This is a genomic window from Bradyrhizobium centrolobii, from assembly GCF_001641635.1.
Taxonomy (GTDB): Bacteria; Pseudomonadota; Alphaproteobacteria; order Rhizobiales; family Xanthobacteraceae; genus Bradyrhizobium; species Bradyrhizobium centrolobii.
The window spans coordinates 1-15,415 of sequence record NZ_LUUB01000082.1; the positions used below are offsets into that span (position 1 = coordinate 1).

General features: G+C 63.0%; 15 protein-coding genes. 8 read left to right on the forward strand and 7 right to left on the reverse strand.

Annotated elements, in window-relative coordinates; all coding sequences use genetic code 11:
- Positions 1 to 12 precede the first annotated feature (12 nt).
- Together AYJ54_RS47960 and AYJ54_RS30925 are read right to left on the reverse strand one after the other, a co-directional pair.
- Positions 13 to 773, reverse strand: a protein-coding gene (locus AYJ54_RS47960) for an IS5 family transposase (RefSeq protein WP_430641378.1) whose coding sequence is annotated in 2 segments (ribosomal slippage) — positions 13 to 414 and positions 417 to 773 — 759 coding nt in all. Because the reading frame shifts where the segments join, the coding sequence is not laid out codon by codon here.
- Positions 774 to 981: 208 nt separating this feature from the next.
- A complete protein-coding gene (locus AYJ54_RS30925) occupies positions 982 to 2,571 on the reverse strand; it encodes an alpha/beta fold hydrolase (RefSeq protein ID WP_136624042.1) in 1,590 nt (529 codons plus the stop codon).
- 371 nt (positions 2,572 to 2,942) lie between these two features.
- On the opposite strand from AYJ54_RS30925, the gene AYJ54_RS30930 reads away from it, so the two are divergent.
- Positions 2,943 to 4,226 (forward strand): cystathionine gamma-synthase family protein, encoded by a 1,284-nt coding sequence (locus tag AYJ54_RS30930; protein WP_063705079.1) that lies wholly within the window; start codon positions 2,943 to 2,945, stop codon positions 4,224 to 4,226.
- Positions 4,227 to 4,445: 219 nt separating this feature from the next.
- On the opposite strand, the gene AYJ54_RS49935 is transcribed toward AYJ54_RS30930, so the two are convergent.
- Positions 4,446 to 4,694, reverse strand: coding sequence for a hypothetical protein (locus tag AYJ54_RS49935; protein ID WP_136624043.1), 249 nt, complete (start codon positions 4,692 to 4,694; stop codon positions 4,446 to 4,448).
- 623 nt (positions 4,695 to 5,317) lie between these two features.
- Positions 5,318 to 5,734 (reverse strand): CHRD domain-containing protein, encoded by a 417-nt coding sequence (locus AYJ54_RS30940; protein ID WP_063705082.1) that lies wholly within the window; start codon positions 5,732 to 5,734, stop codon positions 5,318 to 5,320.
- A 153-nt stretch (positions 5,735 to 5,887) separates the two neighbouring features.
- Here AYJ54_RS30940 and AYJ54_RS30945 point away from each other — a divergent pair, with 153 nt between their 5' ends.
- Entirely contained in the window at positions 5,888 to 6,814 is a 927-nt protein-coding gene (locus AYJ54_RS30945; RefSeq protein ID WP_063705084.1) for a c-type cytochrome, read from the forward strand.
- Positions 6,815 to 6,824: 10 nt separating this feature from the next.
- Here the strand turns inward: AYJ54_RS30945 and AYJ54_RS30950 are convergent, their stop codons facing one another.
- Positions 6,825 to 7,070: an Lrp/AsnC ligand binding domain-containing protein gene (locus AYJ54_RS30950; RefSeq protein ID WP_063705158.1), complete on the reverse strand. Its 246-nt coding sequence runs from the start codon at positions 7,068 to 7,070 to the stop codon at positions 6,825 to 6,827.
- A 155-nt stretch (positions 7,071 to 7,225) separates the two neighbouring features.
- On the opposite strand from AYJ54_RS30950, the gene thiD reads away from it, so the two are divergent.
- The 4 genes from thiD (at position 7,226) to AYJ54_RS30970 (ending at position 11,162) form a co-directional block, all read left to right on the forward strand.
- The gene (thiD, locus tag AYJ54_RS30955; protein WP_063705086.1) at positions 7,226 to 8,026 is read left to right on the forward strand and encodes a bifunctional hydroxymethylpyrimidine kinase/phosphomethylpyrimidine kinase; all 801 of its coding nucleotides are present in this window, start codon (positions 7,226 to 7,228) and stop codon (positions 8,024 to 8,026) included.
- A gap of 230 nt (positions 8,027 to 8,256) precedes the next feature.
- Positions 8,257 to 9,069, forward strand: a complete 813-nt coding sequence (locus AYJ54_RS30960) for a UDP-2,3-diacylglucosamine diphosphatase (protein WP_063705088.1) — start codon at positions 8,257 to 8,259, stop codon at positions 9,067 to 9,069.
- On the forward strand, positions 9,069 to 10,112 hold the full coding sequence (locus AYJ54_RS30965; protein WP_063705090.1) for a glycosyltransferase family 4 protein: 1,044 nt from the start codon (positions 9,069 to 9,071) through the stop codon (positions 10,110 to 10,112). The genes AYJ54_RS30960 and AYJ54_RS30965 overlap by 1 nt, the downstream gene beginning before the upstream one ends.
- Positions 10,113 to 10,178: 66 nt before the next feature.
- Positions 10,179 to 11,162, forward strand: coding sequence for a threonine/serine dehydratase family protein (locus AYJ54_RS30970; protein WP_063705092.1), 984 nt, complete (start codon positions 10,179 to 10,181; stop codon positions 11,160 to 11,162).
- 341 nt (positions 11,163 to 11,503) lie between these two features.
- On the opposite strand, the gene AYJ54_RS30975 is transcribed toward AYJ54_RS30970, so the two are convergent.
- On the reverse strand, positions 11,504 to 13,192 hold the full coding sequence (locus tag AYJ54_RS30975) for a Na/Pi cotransporter family protein (RefSeq protein ID WP_063705093.1): 1,689 nt from the start codon (positions 13,190 to 13,192) through the stop codon (positions 11,504 to 11,506).
- 270 nt (positions 13,193 to 13,462) lie between these two features.
- The gene (locus AYJ54_RS30980; protein WP_245329167.1) at positions 13,463 to 13,627 is read right to left on the reverse strand and encodes a hypothetical protein; all 165 of its coding nucleotides are present in this window, start codon (positions 13,625 to 13,627) and stop codon (positions 13,463 to 13,465) included.
- Positions 13,628 to 13,789: 162 nt separating this feature from the next.
- Here AYJ54_RS30980 and AYJ54_RS30985 point away from each other — a divergent pair, with 162 nt between their 5' ends.
- Together AYJ54_RS30985 and chrA are read left to right on the forward strand one after the other, a co-directional pair.
- Positions 13,790 to 14,092 (forward strand): PadR family transcriptional regulator, encoded by a 303-nt coding sequence (locus tag AYJ54_RS30985; RefSeq protein WP_063705095.1) that lies wholly within the window; start codon positions 13,790 to 13,792, stop codon positions 14,090 to 14,092.
- Positions 14,093 to 14,165: 73 nt separating this feature from the next.
- Positions 14,166 to 15,389 carry a chromate efflux transporter gene (gene chrA / locus AYJ54_RS30990; RefSeq protein WP_063705097.1) on the forward strand — a complete coding sequence of 408 codons (1,224 nt, stop codon included), beginning with the start codon at positions 14,166 to 14,168 and terminating at the stop codon, positions 15,387 to 15,389.
- Positions 15,390 to 15,415 lie beyond the last annotated feature (26 nt).

Here is a 15,415-nt window from a genome sequence, read left to right on the forward strand (position 1 = left end):
TAGGGTCCAGACTCAATTGATCCAATAGGCGACGATGGCTGCGATGTGGACGGCAGCCAAGAAGTTTCTGGCGAGTTTATCGTAACGAGTTGCGACACGCCTGAAATCCTTGAGCCGGCAGAAGCAACGCTCGATAACATTGCGCCCTTTATAGATGCGCTTGCTGAAGTTGTGGAAGGTCACCCTGTTGGATTTGTTTGGAATGACGGGCTTGGCGCCACGATTGACGATTTCGGCGCGAAAGCCGTCGCCGTCGTAGCCTTTGTCCCCAATGAGGGCAGACATGGGCGGCGCGAGTTCCAAAAGGGCCGGCGCTGCGGCAATATCTGCGTCCTGGCCCGGAGTGAGATGAAATGCGCAGGGTTTGCAATCAGGGTCGCTCAGCGCGTGGATTTTCGTGGTCCGCCCGCCGCGCGAGCGGCCGATCGCCTGTTCATGTTCCCCCCTTTTCCGCCGCTCGCCGAGCGATGCGCCTTGATCGAGGTGGAGTCGATGGACAAAGTCACGCCATCCTTGCCGCAGCGGGCGAGCGCTTCAAAGATCGCCTGCCAATGTCCGCGCTTGGCCCAGCGATTGAACCGATTGTAGATCGTCGTGTAAGGACCAAAGTCGGGCGGGCAATCGCGCCAGCGCGCGCCACACTGAAGCATGTGGATGATACCGCTGATGATGCGTCGATCATCTTCGCGCTCCGGTCCGGTCTGGTTCGTTGGCAGATGCGGCTTTATCTGAGCCCACTGCTTGTCGTTGAGCCAGAACAGCCCCTTGCGCATCAAAGCCCCCGTGCCGAATCAGTTCGGGTGCAAGAGAATCAGAGCGCGCTAATTAGGTACAGACCCTAGTTCGGACGTGTGTAAGAGATTATCAGAGCGCGTCCGATCGATGCAGATGACTCGAAGCGAACATTTGCGCAAACGAACTTCAGCGCAGAAGCATAAGCCGGGATATCTTGGGAGCCGTCTGATTGGTGAATAACCAGCGTTAGGAAAGTCTGCTCATCCATTTGGTAATCAAAGAAACGGCACGAGGATCTGTGTAGCCGCGGCTATGAATGATGCCCTGAGTTGCAGCCCGCCACTCTTCAAAAACTACGTCCTCGAGCTCGCCAATCAGTTTCCGATCTTCTTCAAGCTCAGCCTGTATATACCTTTCCTGGTGGTCCAAGCGACGCTCGTGGCGGTCCAACGGCGGGACAACTGTTATCTGCCATGTTCCCGGAGGAGTGCTTTCCGCGGAAATGAGTACATATCCGCCGACCGGAAAGAACTCGCGTCCGAAAAGCAACAGTGCCGCGCCGGCTAGCATTGAGACAGGGAACGAAAGAATCCATCGCGAAAAAAGGCTGACCCAGTCGAGCAGGCGGCTTATCGAACCACCGACGTAGGGCCATGTTCGCGACTTATCGATTGCTGCCGCCATGGACAACATGATGAAGCCATACACCCGAAGTACGACGAAAGAGACCACTCGCGAAAAGATCAGTGCGCCGTAAGTCTCATCGGCTGGTACGCGGAGAAGAAGTGTGGGTACGGGCGCCGAAAGAGGTAGGCGACACCTCTCTTTTATCTTCCAGGCCGCATCATTTGGAGCGTCAGTAATGCTTGGCTGCCGGTCGGAAAGCCATTCGGAGTATATCAAACTACCGATCAGCAGCATGAAGTACAGAACAACCATCACCGGCACAGCTGGTATGATTCCAGCCGATGCAAGGAAGGGATGACTAACCACCCAACCGATAGCGTTACCAATAATCGAAGCGAGCGCGCTCAGTGTGTGCTCGAAAAGATTTAGGTCTCCAAAGGCCAGCCACCAAAACAGAAATAGCGCCAACCACCCTGCGGCCGCCTCGATCGAAGGGAGAATGTCGGCAATGCGTGACTGCCGTTCCGAAACCCAATCCAAGAAGATCGTATGACCGATCGTGAGCATGCCGCAAAAGACAAGCATCGCAAGCATCAAAAGCGAAGCTGCTATGATTTCGAGTAATGCAAGGGCAGGATGACCGCCGATCCAACTAATAGCGTTACCAATAATCGAACCGAAAGTGCTCAGCGTACGCGCGACAAGATTTTGCTCTCCAAAACCCAGCCACCAAAACAGAAATAGCGCTAACCATCTTGCGGCGGCCTCGATAGGAGGGAACGGCGGCGAGATAGACGGTTCAACTTCCCTTAAACGATATACATGCAGGAATGGAGTGCCGATACTGACCAAACCGTCGAAGGAAGAGGCCGTTGCCATGTCCAAGAAAGCCATGAGGGCAACGCTGCCACCATGACTGTGGCACAGGGCAAGGCGTTTTGTACCTGGTGGTTTTGGAGCAAGCTCAGCGACGAATTGTTTGAAGTCCTTGGCTGCTTGTTCGCGCGCGCTGACAGTGTTCCGGCCAGACCAAGTGAACCGGCGGTAACCTGCGTCTGCGCCAGCGAATTCCATCAGTTTTTGTACGAAGTATGTATCCTTCTGTCCGTACTTTCCGTCTCGCGCCCATGTTCCATGAACGAAGATGAGTTCAAAAGATGATCGAGCCGTCGGCGTCATCGGCTGCCTTGCGAACGCTTCAGTTGCCATTTTTGATCAACTAAGGCTATCCAACCGCAACCTGAGATGGAGAGCAAGTCGTCTTTCCAACGAAATCCGCAGTCACTTTCTCATGAGCAGTAAACACCCGCAGTCTCCTCCAGTCTTCTGATAGCCCTTGGTCGACGTTCCTTCGCCTCGCGTCGATGCCGGTTTGGTCGGCAAAGCGGACATCGCTTCAAAATTTGTCTGCCAGGCCTGACGGATCGCTGTCAGAGCGCCGCGTATGAGCTATCTTCAACCGCGGCCGCCGCGACGTTGACGAGAGCTGTCGGATGCCGTCGCATCCGCATCCTGCTTGCTTCACCATCGCAGAGTTCAACGCACGGCGAGGATCTGAATCAGGAACAGCGAGACAGGCCATGGCAAAACCGTTTCCGTCGAAGACCCACATCGGCAACCATATGCTGCATCCCGAAACGCTGATGCTGACCTACGGCTACGATCCGCAACTCTCGGAAGGTGCCATCAAGCCACCGGTCTTCCTGACCTCGACCTTTGTGTTCAGGACGGCCGAAGACGGACAGGATTTTTTCGATTTCGTCTCCGGCCGGCGCGAGCCGCCGGAGGGGATGGGCGCCGGCCTCGTCTATTCGCGCTTCAATCATCCCAACAGCGAAATCGTCGAGGACAGGCTCTCGGTCTACGAGCGCGCCGAGAGCTGCGCGCTATTCTCGTCCGGGATGGCGGCAATTGCGACGACGATCCTCGCCTTCGTCCGGCCGGGCGACGTCATTCTGCACTCCCAGCCACTTTACGGCGGAACGGAAACCCTGCTTGCCAACACGCTTGCACGGCTTTCGATCAGCGCGGTCGGTTTTGCCGACGGCATTGACGAAACGGCGGTCAAGCAGGCGGCAGAGGCGGCCACGCGCAAAGGCCGGATTGCGATGATCCTCATCGAAACCCCGGCCAACCCGACCAATGGCCTGGTCGATATCGCCATGATCCGCCGCGTCGCCGACGCGATCGGGCAAGCGCAGGGACATGCGCCCATCATCGCGTGCGACAATACCTTGCTCGGGCCGGTGTTTCAGCGGCCGATCGAGCACGGTGCAGACCTTTCGTTGTACTCGCTGACCAAATATGTCGGCGGTCATTCCGACCTTATCGCAGGTGCCGCGCTCGGCTCAAAGGCGATCATGAAGGACATCAAGGCGCTGCGAGGCGCCATCGGCACCCAACTGGATCCCCATTCCTGCTGGATGATCAGCCGGTCCCTCGAGACGTTGAGCATTCGCATGGAGAAAGCGGACAGCAACGCGCACCTCGTGGCGGATTACCTGCGCGACCACGCCAAGGTGGCGAAGGTCCACTATCTCGGTCATCACGAGGCCGCTTCGGCGGCCGGACGTGTCTTCGCAAGGCAATGTCTTGGTGCCGGATCCACGTTCTCATTCGACATCGTCGGTGGCCAACCGGCGGCTGTGAAATTCCTGAACGCGCTGCAAATCTTCAAGCTGGCGGTGAGCCTCGGGGGAACCGAATCGCTCGCCAGCCTGCCTGCAACCATGACCCATTCCGGCGTTCCGGCCGACATCCGCCGGAAAATCGGGGTTCTCGACTCCACGATCCGGCTATCGATCGGTATTGAAAATCCGTCGGATCTGATCGCGGATCTCGCGCAGGCGTTGAGCCAGGCTTGAGCTTCGGTCATGCGTCTACAGCGCGCAGGATGAGTCGCGCGAAGCGAAACCCATCCTCGAGCACGCGACGCGTCAACGCCATGAGGCAGGCGCCTCAAAGCGGGTCGGGCAGTGCGCGCAAAGAGAGTGATGGGTTTCGCTAGGATCAAACGTGAGCTGTCGTCCCAGCTCCAAGGCGTGGCGACGAAGATAGATGATGAGACCCGACGAGGTCTTGCGCTATTGCGCCGCTACGTTCCCGTTTGCGTTGAAATCATTCTTCGGGTTGTAGCCGGAGTCGTGCAGATTCCGAAGATGCATGGCATGGTCGCCGCTGTTCACGCCGCCCATCCAGACGCCCGGAGGCGGAGACTCAGGGGCGGCGGCCTGCGCGTTCATCGGACGGTGATGATGAGTGTGGTGCGCAGCGAGCGCAGTAGAACCGGAGAGGGCGAGGATAGCGAGACCGACGAGAAGGCTTCTGCTCATAGTCAGCTCCTTTGAGATTCCCCCTCCCCGAGTGCTACAGCTTATAGCACAACCTGCACGCATGCAGGTATCTGCATCTGTCGCCGTCACCGTAAAGTGAAATCGTTCGAGATGGCGTGAACTGCGCAAAGCCAAACGTCGGGCTCATCACGCGACGGCGTTGTGGCAACTGAAGCTTGAATTGGACGAACCACGCATAGAGGAGGCCGAGCGCAACAACGGAAACGACGTAGGCCACTTGAGTGGTCCGGCCCGCAGATGTCACCAGCACCGGTTCTGCATATGGATCGACAAGATCGTCGCCGTGTTCCGAACTCGGAGCGCGGACGGGATGAACCGTCATCAGCCGAATTGAGCGCTTGTCGTCGTCTCATCCGGGACCGGCGGCTGACGAGAGTGCCGCCAACCTGCCAGGCCAGCTTGCGCACTGTTCGGATGTGAACGGAATTCCCTAAGACCAGGTGACATTTGTGGTTGCATTGGTTGAAACGCTTCGCCGCGACATGAGGGGCCAGCATCGCTGCGAGGACGTGCGCTCATATGCGAGATCGCACCGGGTATCGGAATCGAAAAGGCCGGACGCTCCCGCGAGCCTCCGGCCTCGTTTGCTGCAAGCGCTGCGCTTACTTCGTCACCTGGCCACGGATCTCGCCGCCGGGGTTCGCGGCGGTGTGAATGTTGACGTAGTACTTGCCGGCGAGCAGATCGGCGGCCTGCGCGTCGGTCAGCGTCGCGCTGCCCTCGACCGGGCTTTTGGTGGCATTCGGGATCGCGACCGCGACGCCGGCGTTCTTGCCGGTCTCGGCCGGCCCGTGGAAGTGGGCGGCTGTGGCGGGGCCGGAGAGGCCCGAATAGGTCACCTTCCAGGACAGCTTCTTGCTGGCGGCGTCGTAGTCGAGATCGGCCGTCCCGGTGCCGCTGGTGGTCGTGGCGGGCACCTCGGACTTGCCGTCCAGCGTTGCTTTCAGCTTCTCTGCGCTGGCCGGGCCCGCAAAAGCGACGGCACCCAGCGCTAACACGGCGATGACGGTCTTGTTCATGACACTCTCCCTGGTGGCCTTATTGGCCTGCCAAACTTCCAACAGCGGGCATTTCAGTTTATTCCCGTTTCCGGCGGGGGCGGGCTAAATTCTTCGTGGCTGGAGTTGCAACGACATCGGTCATAGGTTCGCCGCAACGAGTGGGTGGACCGCATGTTGCAACGAACAATTTCCGTGGCGCTGCTCGCAGCGGTTGCCGCGGCCGGTGTCTACTGGTGGCTCAGCGCGCCTACCGCGGTGCTCGCCGACACCGGCCTCGCCCATGCGCCGAACTTTGCGAATGGCGAGGAGATGTTCAACGCCGGCGGCTGCGCCTCATGCCATGCCGTGCCCGACCAGCCCGATCGCACCCGGCTCGGCGGCGGCGTCGCGATCCGGTCGCCCTTCGGGACGTTCTACGCGCCCAACATCTCTCCCGATCCGAACGATGGCATCGGACGATGGAACGAAGCCGCATTCGTCAACGCGGTGACGAAAGGGGTTTCGCCGGCTGGACAGCATTATTTTCCGGCCTTTCCGTATACCTCCTATCAGCATGCGAAGCGCGAGGACGTGCTTGATCTCTTTGCCTATCTGAAGACGCTTCCTCCCGTCGCGGGCAAGGTGCGCGATCATGACGTGCGCTTTCCCTTCGACATCCGGCGCAACGTCGGCATCTGGAAGTTCCTGTTCATGGACGGCAAGCCATTCGCTGCCGACGCTGCGCGGTCGCCGCAATGGAATCGCGGGGCGTATCTCGTGAACAGCTTTGGCCATTGCGCGGAATGTCACAGCCCGCGCAATTTTCTCGGCGGCATCATCGGCGCACAGCGTTTTGCCGGCGGCCCCAATCCGGAAGGCGAGGGCTGGATCCCCAACATCACCCAGAAGCGCCTCGGCGACTGGAGCGCGAAGGACGTCGCCTATTTCCTGAAGACCGGCGAACTGCCTGACGGCGACAGCGCCGGCGGCGCGATGAGGCGAGTGATCAAGAACACCTCGCTGTTGTCGGAGCAGGACCTCGCGGCGATGGCGGAGTACGTCAAATCGCTGCCGCCGGTGGACGGACCGACGCCGCCGAAGCGGAAGGAGGGTGGCTAGCGCAGCAGCCCTAGCTGCTTCCGAACGCCTTGAACGTGATGATGGTATGGGTGTCCTGGATGCCCGGCAGGACCTGCACCTTCTCGTTGATGAAGTGGCCGATGTCGGTATCCTTGTCGACGTAGAACTTCACCAGCAGGTCGTAGTCGCCGGCCGTGGAATAGATCTCGGAGGCAATCTCGGCTTCGGCGAGCGCGTTGGCGACCGTGTAGGACTGGCCGAGCTTGCATTTGATCTGGACGAAAAAAGGAACCATCGCGGTTGCTCCGAAGGGCATGATCTGACGGCTAATAGGCCAAAATCGGCCCGATTTAGCAAGCGAACTTGCTGTCCCGGGCGCAAGCTTGCTTGCTGCCCCCGGGCATGCGCGCTAGGAGGGATCATGGTCCCTAGGAAGCGGAAAATCGCCCCATGACGACGCCCGTGGCGCTCACCATCGCCGGCTCCGATTCGAGCGGCGGCGCCGGCATTCAGGCGGACCTGAAGACCTTTGCCGCGCTCGGCGTCTTTGGTGCCTCCGCCATCACGGCGTTGACGGCGCAGAACACAAAAGGCATCACCGGCATCCATGCGGTGCCGGCCGAGTTCGTCGCCGCGCAGATCGATGCGGTGTTCTCCGATCTCGACGTCGGCGCGGTGAAGATCGGCATGGTGGCGCAGGCTGCGAGCATCGATGCGATCGCGGCCGCGCTCTCGCGCTGGGCGCCTCGGTACGTCGTGCTCGATCCCGTGATGGTCGCAACTTCCGGCGATCGCCTGCTCGCCGCTGATGCCGTCGAGGCCTTGCGCACGAAGCTGATCCCGCTCGCTTCCGTGCTCACCCCCAACCTGCCGGAGGCCGCAGCTCTCCTGGGCGAGCCGGTCGCTTCGAGCGCAGCCGACATCGAGGGCCAGGGGCGCCGCCTGCTGGCGCTTGGCTGCCGCGCGGTTCTGATCAAGGGCGGACACGGCGAGGGCCCTGAGAGTATCGACCATCTCGTCGATTCGGAAAAAACGATCGCGCTCGCCGCGCCGCGCGTTGCCACCAGGAACACCCATGGCACCGGCTGCTCGCTGTCCTCGGCGATCGCGGCGGGTCTGGCGAAGGGCGAGGACCTCGAGCAGGCGGTGCGCAGCGCCAAGACCTGGATCAGCGCCGCGATCGCCGCCGCCGACCGCTTCAGCGTCGGCCATGGCCATGGGCCGATCCATCATTTCCACAGGTTCTACTGATTTTGGCCGCGATTGCAGCGGGAGCGGCGCATCAGCGCCGCTGGCGTTAACCTATTCAGCTAGGGGTTCCCCGAGGTTTTGCGGAGACCGTTGCGGCCCTATGTCGCCTGATTGTCGCATGCGGCTGATATCCGCGAGGAGGGCGAGGCGAGGTTTGATTCGTATCTGAGGGTGCCTCACAGGTTCAATCGGTCATCCCCCTGTCACGGGACATAGTTACAGGCTGGCGCATGGGAAGTTACGATGTGAGTGACGAGAGCCCGGAGCGGCGCTTTCGCACGTTGTTCATCTCCGACGTGCATCTCGGGGCCCGCGGTTCGCAAGCCGACCTTCTGCTGGATTTCCTGCGCTACCATGACGCCGACACCATCTACCTCGTCGGCGACATCGTCGACGGTTGGGCGCTGAAATCGAGCTGGCACTGGCCGCAATCGCATAACGACCTCGTCCAGAAGTTGCTGCGCAAGGCGCGCAAGGGCGCCAAGATCATCTACATTCCCGGCAACCACGACGAGTTCCTGCGCAACTACTACGGCACGCATTTCGGTGGCATCGACGTCGTCGAGAACACCGTCCATACCGGCGTGGACGGCAAGCGATATCTCGTCATCCACGGCGACATCTTCGATCTCGTGGTGCAGAACGCGCGCTGGCTCGCCCATCTCGGCGACAAGGCCTACGACTTCGCGATCCAGATGAATCGCTTCGTCAACTTCTTCCGCCGCATGTTCGGCGTGCCCTACTGGTCGCTGTCGCAATGGGCCAAGCAGAAGGTCAAGAACGCCGTCAACTATATCGGTGCGTTCGAGCAGGCGCTCGCCGCCGAGGCGCGGCGCCATGAGGCCGACGGCGTGATCTGCGGCCACATCCACTACGCCGTGATCCGCGACGAGGCCGGCATCCGCTACATGAACTGCGGCGACTGGGTGGAGAGCTGCACGGCGCTCGTCGAGCACGACGACGGCCATTTCGAGATCATCACCTGGGCCGATCAGCTGCGAAAGGCGGTCCCCGTCGCGCCGGTAGCCGTAAGAGCCGCTTGATGCGCATCCTGGTCGCGACCGACGCCTGGCACCCGCAAGTCAACGGTGTGGTTCGGACGCTGACCAAGCTCGCCGAGGCGGCCAAGCCGCTCGGTGTCGAGTTCACGTTCCTCACGCCGCAATCTTTCCGCACCTTTGCGATGCCGAGCTACCGCGACGTGCGCCTGGCGATGCCCCGCCCGGCGCGGATCGCCAAGCTGATCGAGGAGGCACGCCCCGACAGCATCCATATCGCGACGGAAGGGCCGATTGGCCTGATGGTCCGCCGCTATTGTCGCCAGCGCAGGTTGCCGTTCACGACGAGCTTCCACACCCGCTTTCCCGAGTATGTCCGCGCCAGGGTGCCCGTTCCGGGATCCCTGATCTGGCGCGCGTTGCGCCGTTTCCACAGCGCGAGCCGGGCGGTGATGGCGGCGACGCCGGCGCTCGCCCGCGAGCTCACCGAGCGCGGTTTTGACAATGTCGTGCTGTGGCCGCGCGGCGTCGACACAGGGCTGTTCCACCCGCGCGCCATCGATCTCTGCCTGCCGGCGCCCGTATTCCTCTCGGTCGGCCGCGTCGCGGTGGAGAAGAACCTCGAGGCCTTCCTCGACCTCGATCTGCCCGGCACCAAGGTGGTCATCGGCGACGGCCCGGCGCGCGCTTCCCTCGAAGAGGCCTATCCGGACGCGATTTTCCTGGGGGAGAAGCATGGCGAGGCGCTCGCGGAAATCTATGCCGCGGCCGACGTCTTCGTATTTCCCAGCAAAACCGATACCTTCGGCCTCGTCCTGCTGGAAGCGCTGGCGAGCGGGCTGCCGGTCGCGGCCTTCCCGGTGAAGGGCCCCCGTGACGTGATCGGCGATGCCCCGGTCGGTGCGCTGGATCAGGATCTGCGCAGCGCGTGCCTTGCGGCGCTCGACATCTCCCGGCAGGCCTGCGTCGAATTCGCCGCCAACTACACCTGGGAGGTCTCGGCTCGGGCCTTCGTCGACAGCATCCGGGCAGTTGGCGCGGTGCTGCCGGGCAGGACCGGGGCGCAAGAGGCGCGCTTCGTCGCCTGACCGCCAAAAAATCCTCGCGCGGAGGTGTCTTGCCCGCGCCTCGCCAGCCGCGATACAAATCGTCCCATGACGGAACAGCCCCTCCCGGTCGGCCCCGCCGACATCGATGCCGCAGCGCGCGTGATCGCGCCCTTTGCCATCCGCACCCCGCTGTTGTCCTTTCCCGTGCTCAATGAGCGCGTCGGCGCAAAGGTCTTCCTGAAGCCGGAGATGCTCCAGCGCACCGGCTCCTTCAAGTTCCGCGGCGCCTTCAACAAGGTCTCCTCGATCCCGCAGGACAGGCGGGGCGGCGGTGTCGTCGCCTTCTCCTCCGGCAACCACGCCCAGGGCGTGGCGGCGGCGGCAAAGATCCTCGACATGCAGGCGACCATCGTGATGCCGTCGGATGCGCCGCTGTCCAAGCGCGAGCGCACCAAGTCCTACGGCGCCGAGGTCGTGCTGTATGATCGCGACCGCGATGATCGCGAGGCGATCGCGCGCGGCATTGCCGAGAAGCGCGGTGCGACGCTGGTCAAGCCCTACGACGATCCCTTCGTGATCGCAGGGCAAGGCACGGCCGGCCGCGAGATCGCTGATGACATGACGGCGCTCGGCATAGCGCCCGACATCGTTGTCGCACCGGCATCCGGCGGCGGCCTGATCGCGGGCGTCGCGACCGCGGTCAAATCACGCTATCCGCAAGCCCAGATCGTCGTGGCCGAGCCCGAGGCGTTCGATGATCACACCCGCTCGCTCGCCGTCGGCCACCGCGAGCCGCACCCGCCCGCGGGCCGCACCATCTGCGACGCGCTGATGGCCCTGATCCCCGGCGAGATGACGTTTGCGATCAACAGCAAGCTGCTGGCGCGCGGCGTCACCGCTTCGGATGTTGAAGTTGGCGCGGCCGTCGCCTTCGCCTATCGCGAGCTGAAGCTCGTGGTCGAGCCGGGCGGGGCGGTCGGGCTTGCCGCGCTGCTGGCCGGCCGCCTCGATGTCGCCGGCAGGAACGTTGTGATCGTGCTCTCCGGCGGCAATGTCGATGCCGACCTGTTCGCCGAGCTCGTCGCCTGACTCTTCATCGGTTGGTGTGAGCCGAAGTTGACCTCTCCCGAAGGGAGAGGTCGGATCGCATCGACAGATGCGATCCGGGTGAGGGGTTACAGTCTCACTGAGCGCTGCGGCCCCTCACCCGGATTGCTGCGCAATCCGACCTCTCCCCGTCGGGGAGAGGTAAAGACAGAGACCTCGCTCTATCTCATCATGCTCCAAGTCCTCACATGAAGCAGGGGCAGAGCGTTGTCGCTCTGCCCCTTTGTTGTGTGCGCCTACGTGGCGCGATCAGTGCATGAAGCTGCGGCGAAGCAACGCGTTTGCGCATTGGATGCGCGCAAGCCGACGCTGGTCTCCTTAATCTAGCCGCGACCGACAAGATGAGCTGCAGAGCGCCAGGCGTGGTACGACAGCCTTTCGAGGGTTCGAACCGTCTCGACGCGAAGGAGGGCGGCGTCGGCAGAGAGCGTGCCGCTGGCAACCGCGCCGAGCGTCGCGCTGCGGTGCGTGCGCAGCACCTCGGCAAGTTGCGTCGTGCAGCGCTCGAGCTCGGTAATAGCCTTGTCGGTCGAGAGCTCGCGAGGAACGGCCATGGCGTCGGCGTCAGGCGGGGGTGGCTCGACTTGCGGCGATGCATCGGCGCCCGGCGGCGCCGCCACACTGCGCGCAATCGCGGCTGCACCTTGCATCGCCTCGATGCACAGCTCTCTGGCGCGTTTGTCCTCCGGTCCGCCGTCCATGGAGCCGAAATCGGCTTCGCCACTCGCCGCTTCCGCCAGTCGAGACGCGTGGTCGAGTGCGTGGAGAGTGCTGGTGAGTCGTTCCTGCTCGTCGTCGGTGTCAGGAGGACCGCTGACGTCGGACAGGAACGTTTGCGCCTGGCGGAGCGCATCGGTGGCGTCCTGGACCGACACGGTGTCGTTCCCCAAGCGTATGAGTTTAGCGTCGCCGGCCAGTCGCGCCTCGATCGAACGGCATACCGTTGCGAGCGCGCGCGCGATCGTCAGCCGCACCGCCTCCACCGCCGCGATCGGGGTCGCAAGCGCCGAAGGATCGAGACTCCGTGTCAGCGGCGCGCCGCGCTCGGGCAGAATCCACTCGACCAATCGCGTGAACCTGTCGATCAGCGGCAGCAGGACCGCCACGCCAACGACATTGAACGCCGTGTGGTATCCGGCCAGCAGCGTGACGCCGTCGATCGTGTCCGAGGCACGCAGGAGCAAGGGCGTGACGACGGGAAAAAGCAGGACCGCGATGAGTGCGGCGATCAGCTTGAAAAGGACATAGGCGATGGCCAGCCGCTTGGCGGTGGTGCTCGCGCCGATCGCGGCCAGGGCAGAACTCGTGGCCGTTCCGATGTTCTGGCCGATGATCAACGCACAGGCCTGGTCCAGCCCGATCGCACCTGCGAAATAGCCGGACAAGGTCACCGCGATGGCGGCCGTTGACGATTGCATCAGCGCGGTCATGACCAATCCGATCACCACCAGCACCAGCACGCCGTACAGGCCCGACCACCATGGCGCCCCGGGACTACCGAGAACGGCAGGCAGGTCCGCCGGATGCAGTTGTTCCGCCAGCCCACCCATGCCCTGCTGCAGGGTCGTCAGGCCAAACAGCACCAGTCCGAACCCTGCGAGCGCGGCGCCGACCCCGGAGATTCGTCCCCGGCCGAGAAGCTTGGTCAACGCGCCGACGAAGATCATCGGCAGTGCCGCGGCCGTGAGTGAGACGCGGACGCCGATCAGCGCGACCAGCCAGCCGGTCCCCGTGGTGCCGATATTCGCACCGAACACGAGGCTCAACCCTTGCTGGAACGTCAGCAAGCCCGCGCTGACGAGACCGATCGTCGTCATGGTCGTTGCGCTGGAGGACTGTACCAGGAGCGTGACAATGGCGCCCCAGACTGAGCCAAGCAGCGGCGTCGAGGCCGCCTTGCTGAGCACCGCGCGCAGGGCGGAGCCGGCCAGCGCCTTCAGGCCTTCCGTCATCACGGTCATGCCAAGCAGGAACAGACCTACGCCGCCGAGTGTCGCGATTGCCGTAGACATGCGCGCTCCTGCTGTGGCCGATGATCGGGCGAGCTCGCGCACTGTATAGGAGTTGCAGAGCGAGCGCAGCCGACAAGGCTGGGGCGCGTAAGGTCGTGCGCAGACGGATCGGCGCTGCGGCTAAAGCGGCGACGTTGTGCAGGTCGGCGACAGCAGGAGCTACGGACGCTTCATCATCCGCAAGGGCATGATCAGCGGCTGGGATGCGCCACCTGACAAGAGTGACGCCAGAGGACTACGGCGTGAATCGATTGAGGCCCCCGCTCGTGGTCAGCGCCAGGCGCTTTCGTTTTTCTGCTCGTAGTCCCTGAACGCCGTCTCGAGGCCACCCAGAACCTCGGCCGAGGTCTCGAACATCGCTTGCAGCTGCGGCTCGTCGACCTTCTTGATGTCCTCGCGCAAATGGTTGCGGATCTCCTGGAGTGCCTTCTGCATCTTCTGCGTATGATGCCAGGGAGCGCGATCTGCCGCACTTGCCAGGGCCAGTTTCCTCGCTGCTAATATCGTTTCGACGGACCCAAGGCGGTTCCGAAGAGACCGCGCGTTAACGGCTGGATGCTTGTGTCGTTCCAATTACGAACTCCGATAAAAGAGCGCATGAAGTTCAAGGATCTGCTCACAGGGTTCATCAGGCTGCACATTCTGCACCACGCCGCGGAACATGAGATCTACGGCCAGTGGATGATCGAGGAGCTGGCGCGGCACGGCTACAGGCTCAGTCCCGGTACGCTCTATCCGCTGCTCCACGGCATGGAACGCAAGGGCTATCTGCGCTCGCGCAAGGAGCACCCCGGGCGAACAGCACGAACGCTCTATCGCGCCACGCCGCTCGGCAGGAAGGGGCTTGCGCTCGCGAAGTCGCGCGTCCTCGAATTCACGGGCGAGGCCATGAAGGATTAGAACTGGTCGGTAAGGCGGTTTTCCTTTATCGAAAGTCGATAAAGACAGATCGGGATCAAGCGTCGTGAGCGACATGAATTCTTCGGCCGATGCCTCGGTCGATCGTCGATCCAGAACCGGCTCGCCGCTGGAAGTGCTGCGCATTTTCCTCAAGCTCGGGCTGACCTGCTTCGGCGGCCCAATCGCCCACATCGGTTATTTCCGCGACGAGTTCGTTGTGCGGCGGAAGTGGATCGACGAGCACGCCTACGCCGATCTGGTCGGGCTGTGCCAATTCCTGCCGGGGCCCGCCAGCAGCCAGGTCGGCTTCTCCATCGGCCTGATGCGGGCCGGCTATCTCGGCGCACTCGCCGCCTGGACGGGTTTTACGCTGCCTTCGGCCGCGGCTCTCATCGTCTTTGCCTACGGAGCGGGAGCGTTGACCGGACCGGCGGGAGCCGGGCTGCTGCACGGGCTGAAGCTGACAGCGGTTGCCATCGTCGCGCAGGCGGTCTGGGGCATGGCGCGCAATCTCTGCCCTGATCGCGAGCGCGCGTCGATCGCGGCGGTGGCCGCGCTCATCCTCCTCCTCAGCACATCATCAGTGGTGCAGATCGGGGCGATCGTCCTGGGCGGACTCGCCGGCCTGTGGCTGTGCCGCAGCGAAGCGCCGGCGCCGTCCGGACACGTCGAGATGCCGGTCTCGCGCGGCGTGGGGCTGATCGCGCTTGCGGCCTTCTTCATCCTGCTGGCGGGCCTCCCGGTGCTTCGCACCCTGACGGGATCCACGGGCGTCGCCCTGTTCGATGCCTTCTACCGTTCCGGTGCACTCGTCTTCGGCGGCGGCCATGTCGTTCTTCCGCTGCTGCGTGAAGCCTTCGTCGCTCCGGGCTGGCTCAGCGACGACGCGTTTCTGGCCGGCTACGGCGCTGCCCAGGCCGTGCCGGGTCCGCTTTTCACCTTCGCGGCCTATCTCGGCACCGTGGTCGCTCCCGAGCCGCACGGCCTCGCCGGAGCGGCTCTGGGCCTCATCGGCATCTTCCTGCCCGGGATACTGGTGCTGCTCGGCGCGCTGCCGTTCTGGGACGCCTTCCGAAAGCGCGCCGGCGCTCAGGCGATGATGCGCGGCGTCAACGCCGCCGTCGTGGGCGTGCTGGGGGCGGCGCTGTATGATCCGGTGTGGACTACCACAGTTCACGCTCCCAGGGATTTCGCCATCGCGCTCGTTGGCTTCGTCCTGCTGGTCGCCTGGCGCGCTCCCCCGCTCGTCGTCGTCGCCTTCAGCGCTGCTGCGGGTGTTGTCATGGCGCTTATCTGATCTGCAGAGCTCGGAGAACTGTTTGC

Bases quoted from the DNA above. Each gene is read 5' to 3' on its own strand.
- AYJ54_RS30925 (WP_136624042.1), bottom strand. From the start codon at position 2,571: ATGGCAACTGAAGCGTTCGCAAGGCAGCCGATGACGCCGACGGCTCGA.
- AYJ54_RS30930 (WP_063705079.1), top strand. From the start codon at position 2,943: ATGGCAAAACCGTTTCCGTCGAAGACCCACATCGGCAACCATATGCTG.
- AYJ54_RS49935 (WP_136624043.1), bottom strand. From the start codon at position 4,694: ATGAGCAGAAGCCTTCTCGTCGGTCTCGCTATCCTCGCCCTCTCCGGT.
- AYJ54_RS30940 (WP_063705082.1), bottom strand. From the start codon at position 5,734: ATGAACAAGACCGTCATCGCCGTGTTAGCGCTGGGTGCCGTCGCTTTT.
- AYJ54_RS30945 (WP_063705084.1), top strand. From the start codon at position 5,888: ATGTTGCAACGAACAATTTCCGTGGCGCTGCTCGCAGCGGTTGCCGCG.
- AYJ54_RS30950 (WP_063705158.1), bottom strand. From the start codon at position 7,070: ATGGTTCCTTTTTTCGTCCAGATCAAATGCAAGCTCGGCCAGTCCTAC.
- thiD (WP_063705086.1), top strand. From the start codon at position 7,226: ATGACGACGCCCGTGGCGCTCACCATCGCCGGCTCCGATTCGAGCGGC.
- AYJ54_RS30960 (WP_063705088.1), top strand. From the start codon at position 8,257: ATGGGAAGTTACGATGTGAGTGACGAGAGCCCGGAGCGGCGCTTTCGC.
- AYJ54_RS30965 (WP_063705090.1), top strand. From the start codon at position 9,069: ATGCGCATCCTGGTCGCGACCGACGCCTGGCACCCGCAAGTCAACGGT.
- AYJ54_RS30970 (WP_063705092.1), top strand. From the start codon at position 10,179: ATGACGGAACAGCCCCTCCCGGTCGGCCCCGCCGACATCGATGCCGCA.
- AYJ54_RS30975 (WP_063705093.1), bottom strand. From the start codon at position 13,192: ATGTCTACGGCAATCGCGACACTCGGCGGCGTAGGTCTGTTCCTGCTT.
- AYJ54_RS30980 (WP_245329167.1), bottom strand. From the start codon at position 13,627: ATGCAGAAGGCACTCCAGGAGATCCGCAACCATTTGCGCGAGGACATC.
- AYJ54_RS30985 (WP_063705095.1), top strand. From the start codon at position 13,790: ATGAAGTTCAAGGATCTGCTCACAGGGTTCATCAGGCTGCACATTCTG.
- chrA (WP_063705097.1), top strand. From the start codon at position 14,166: ATGAATTCTTCGGCCGATGCCTCGGTCGATCGTCGATCCAGAACCGGC.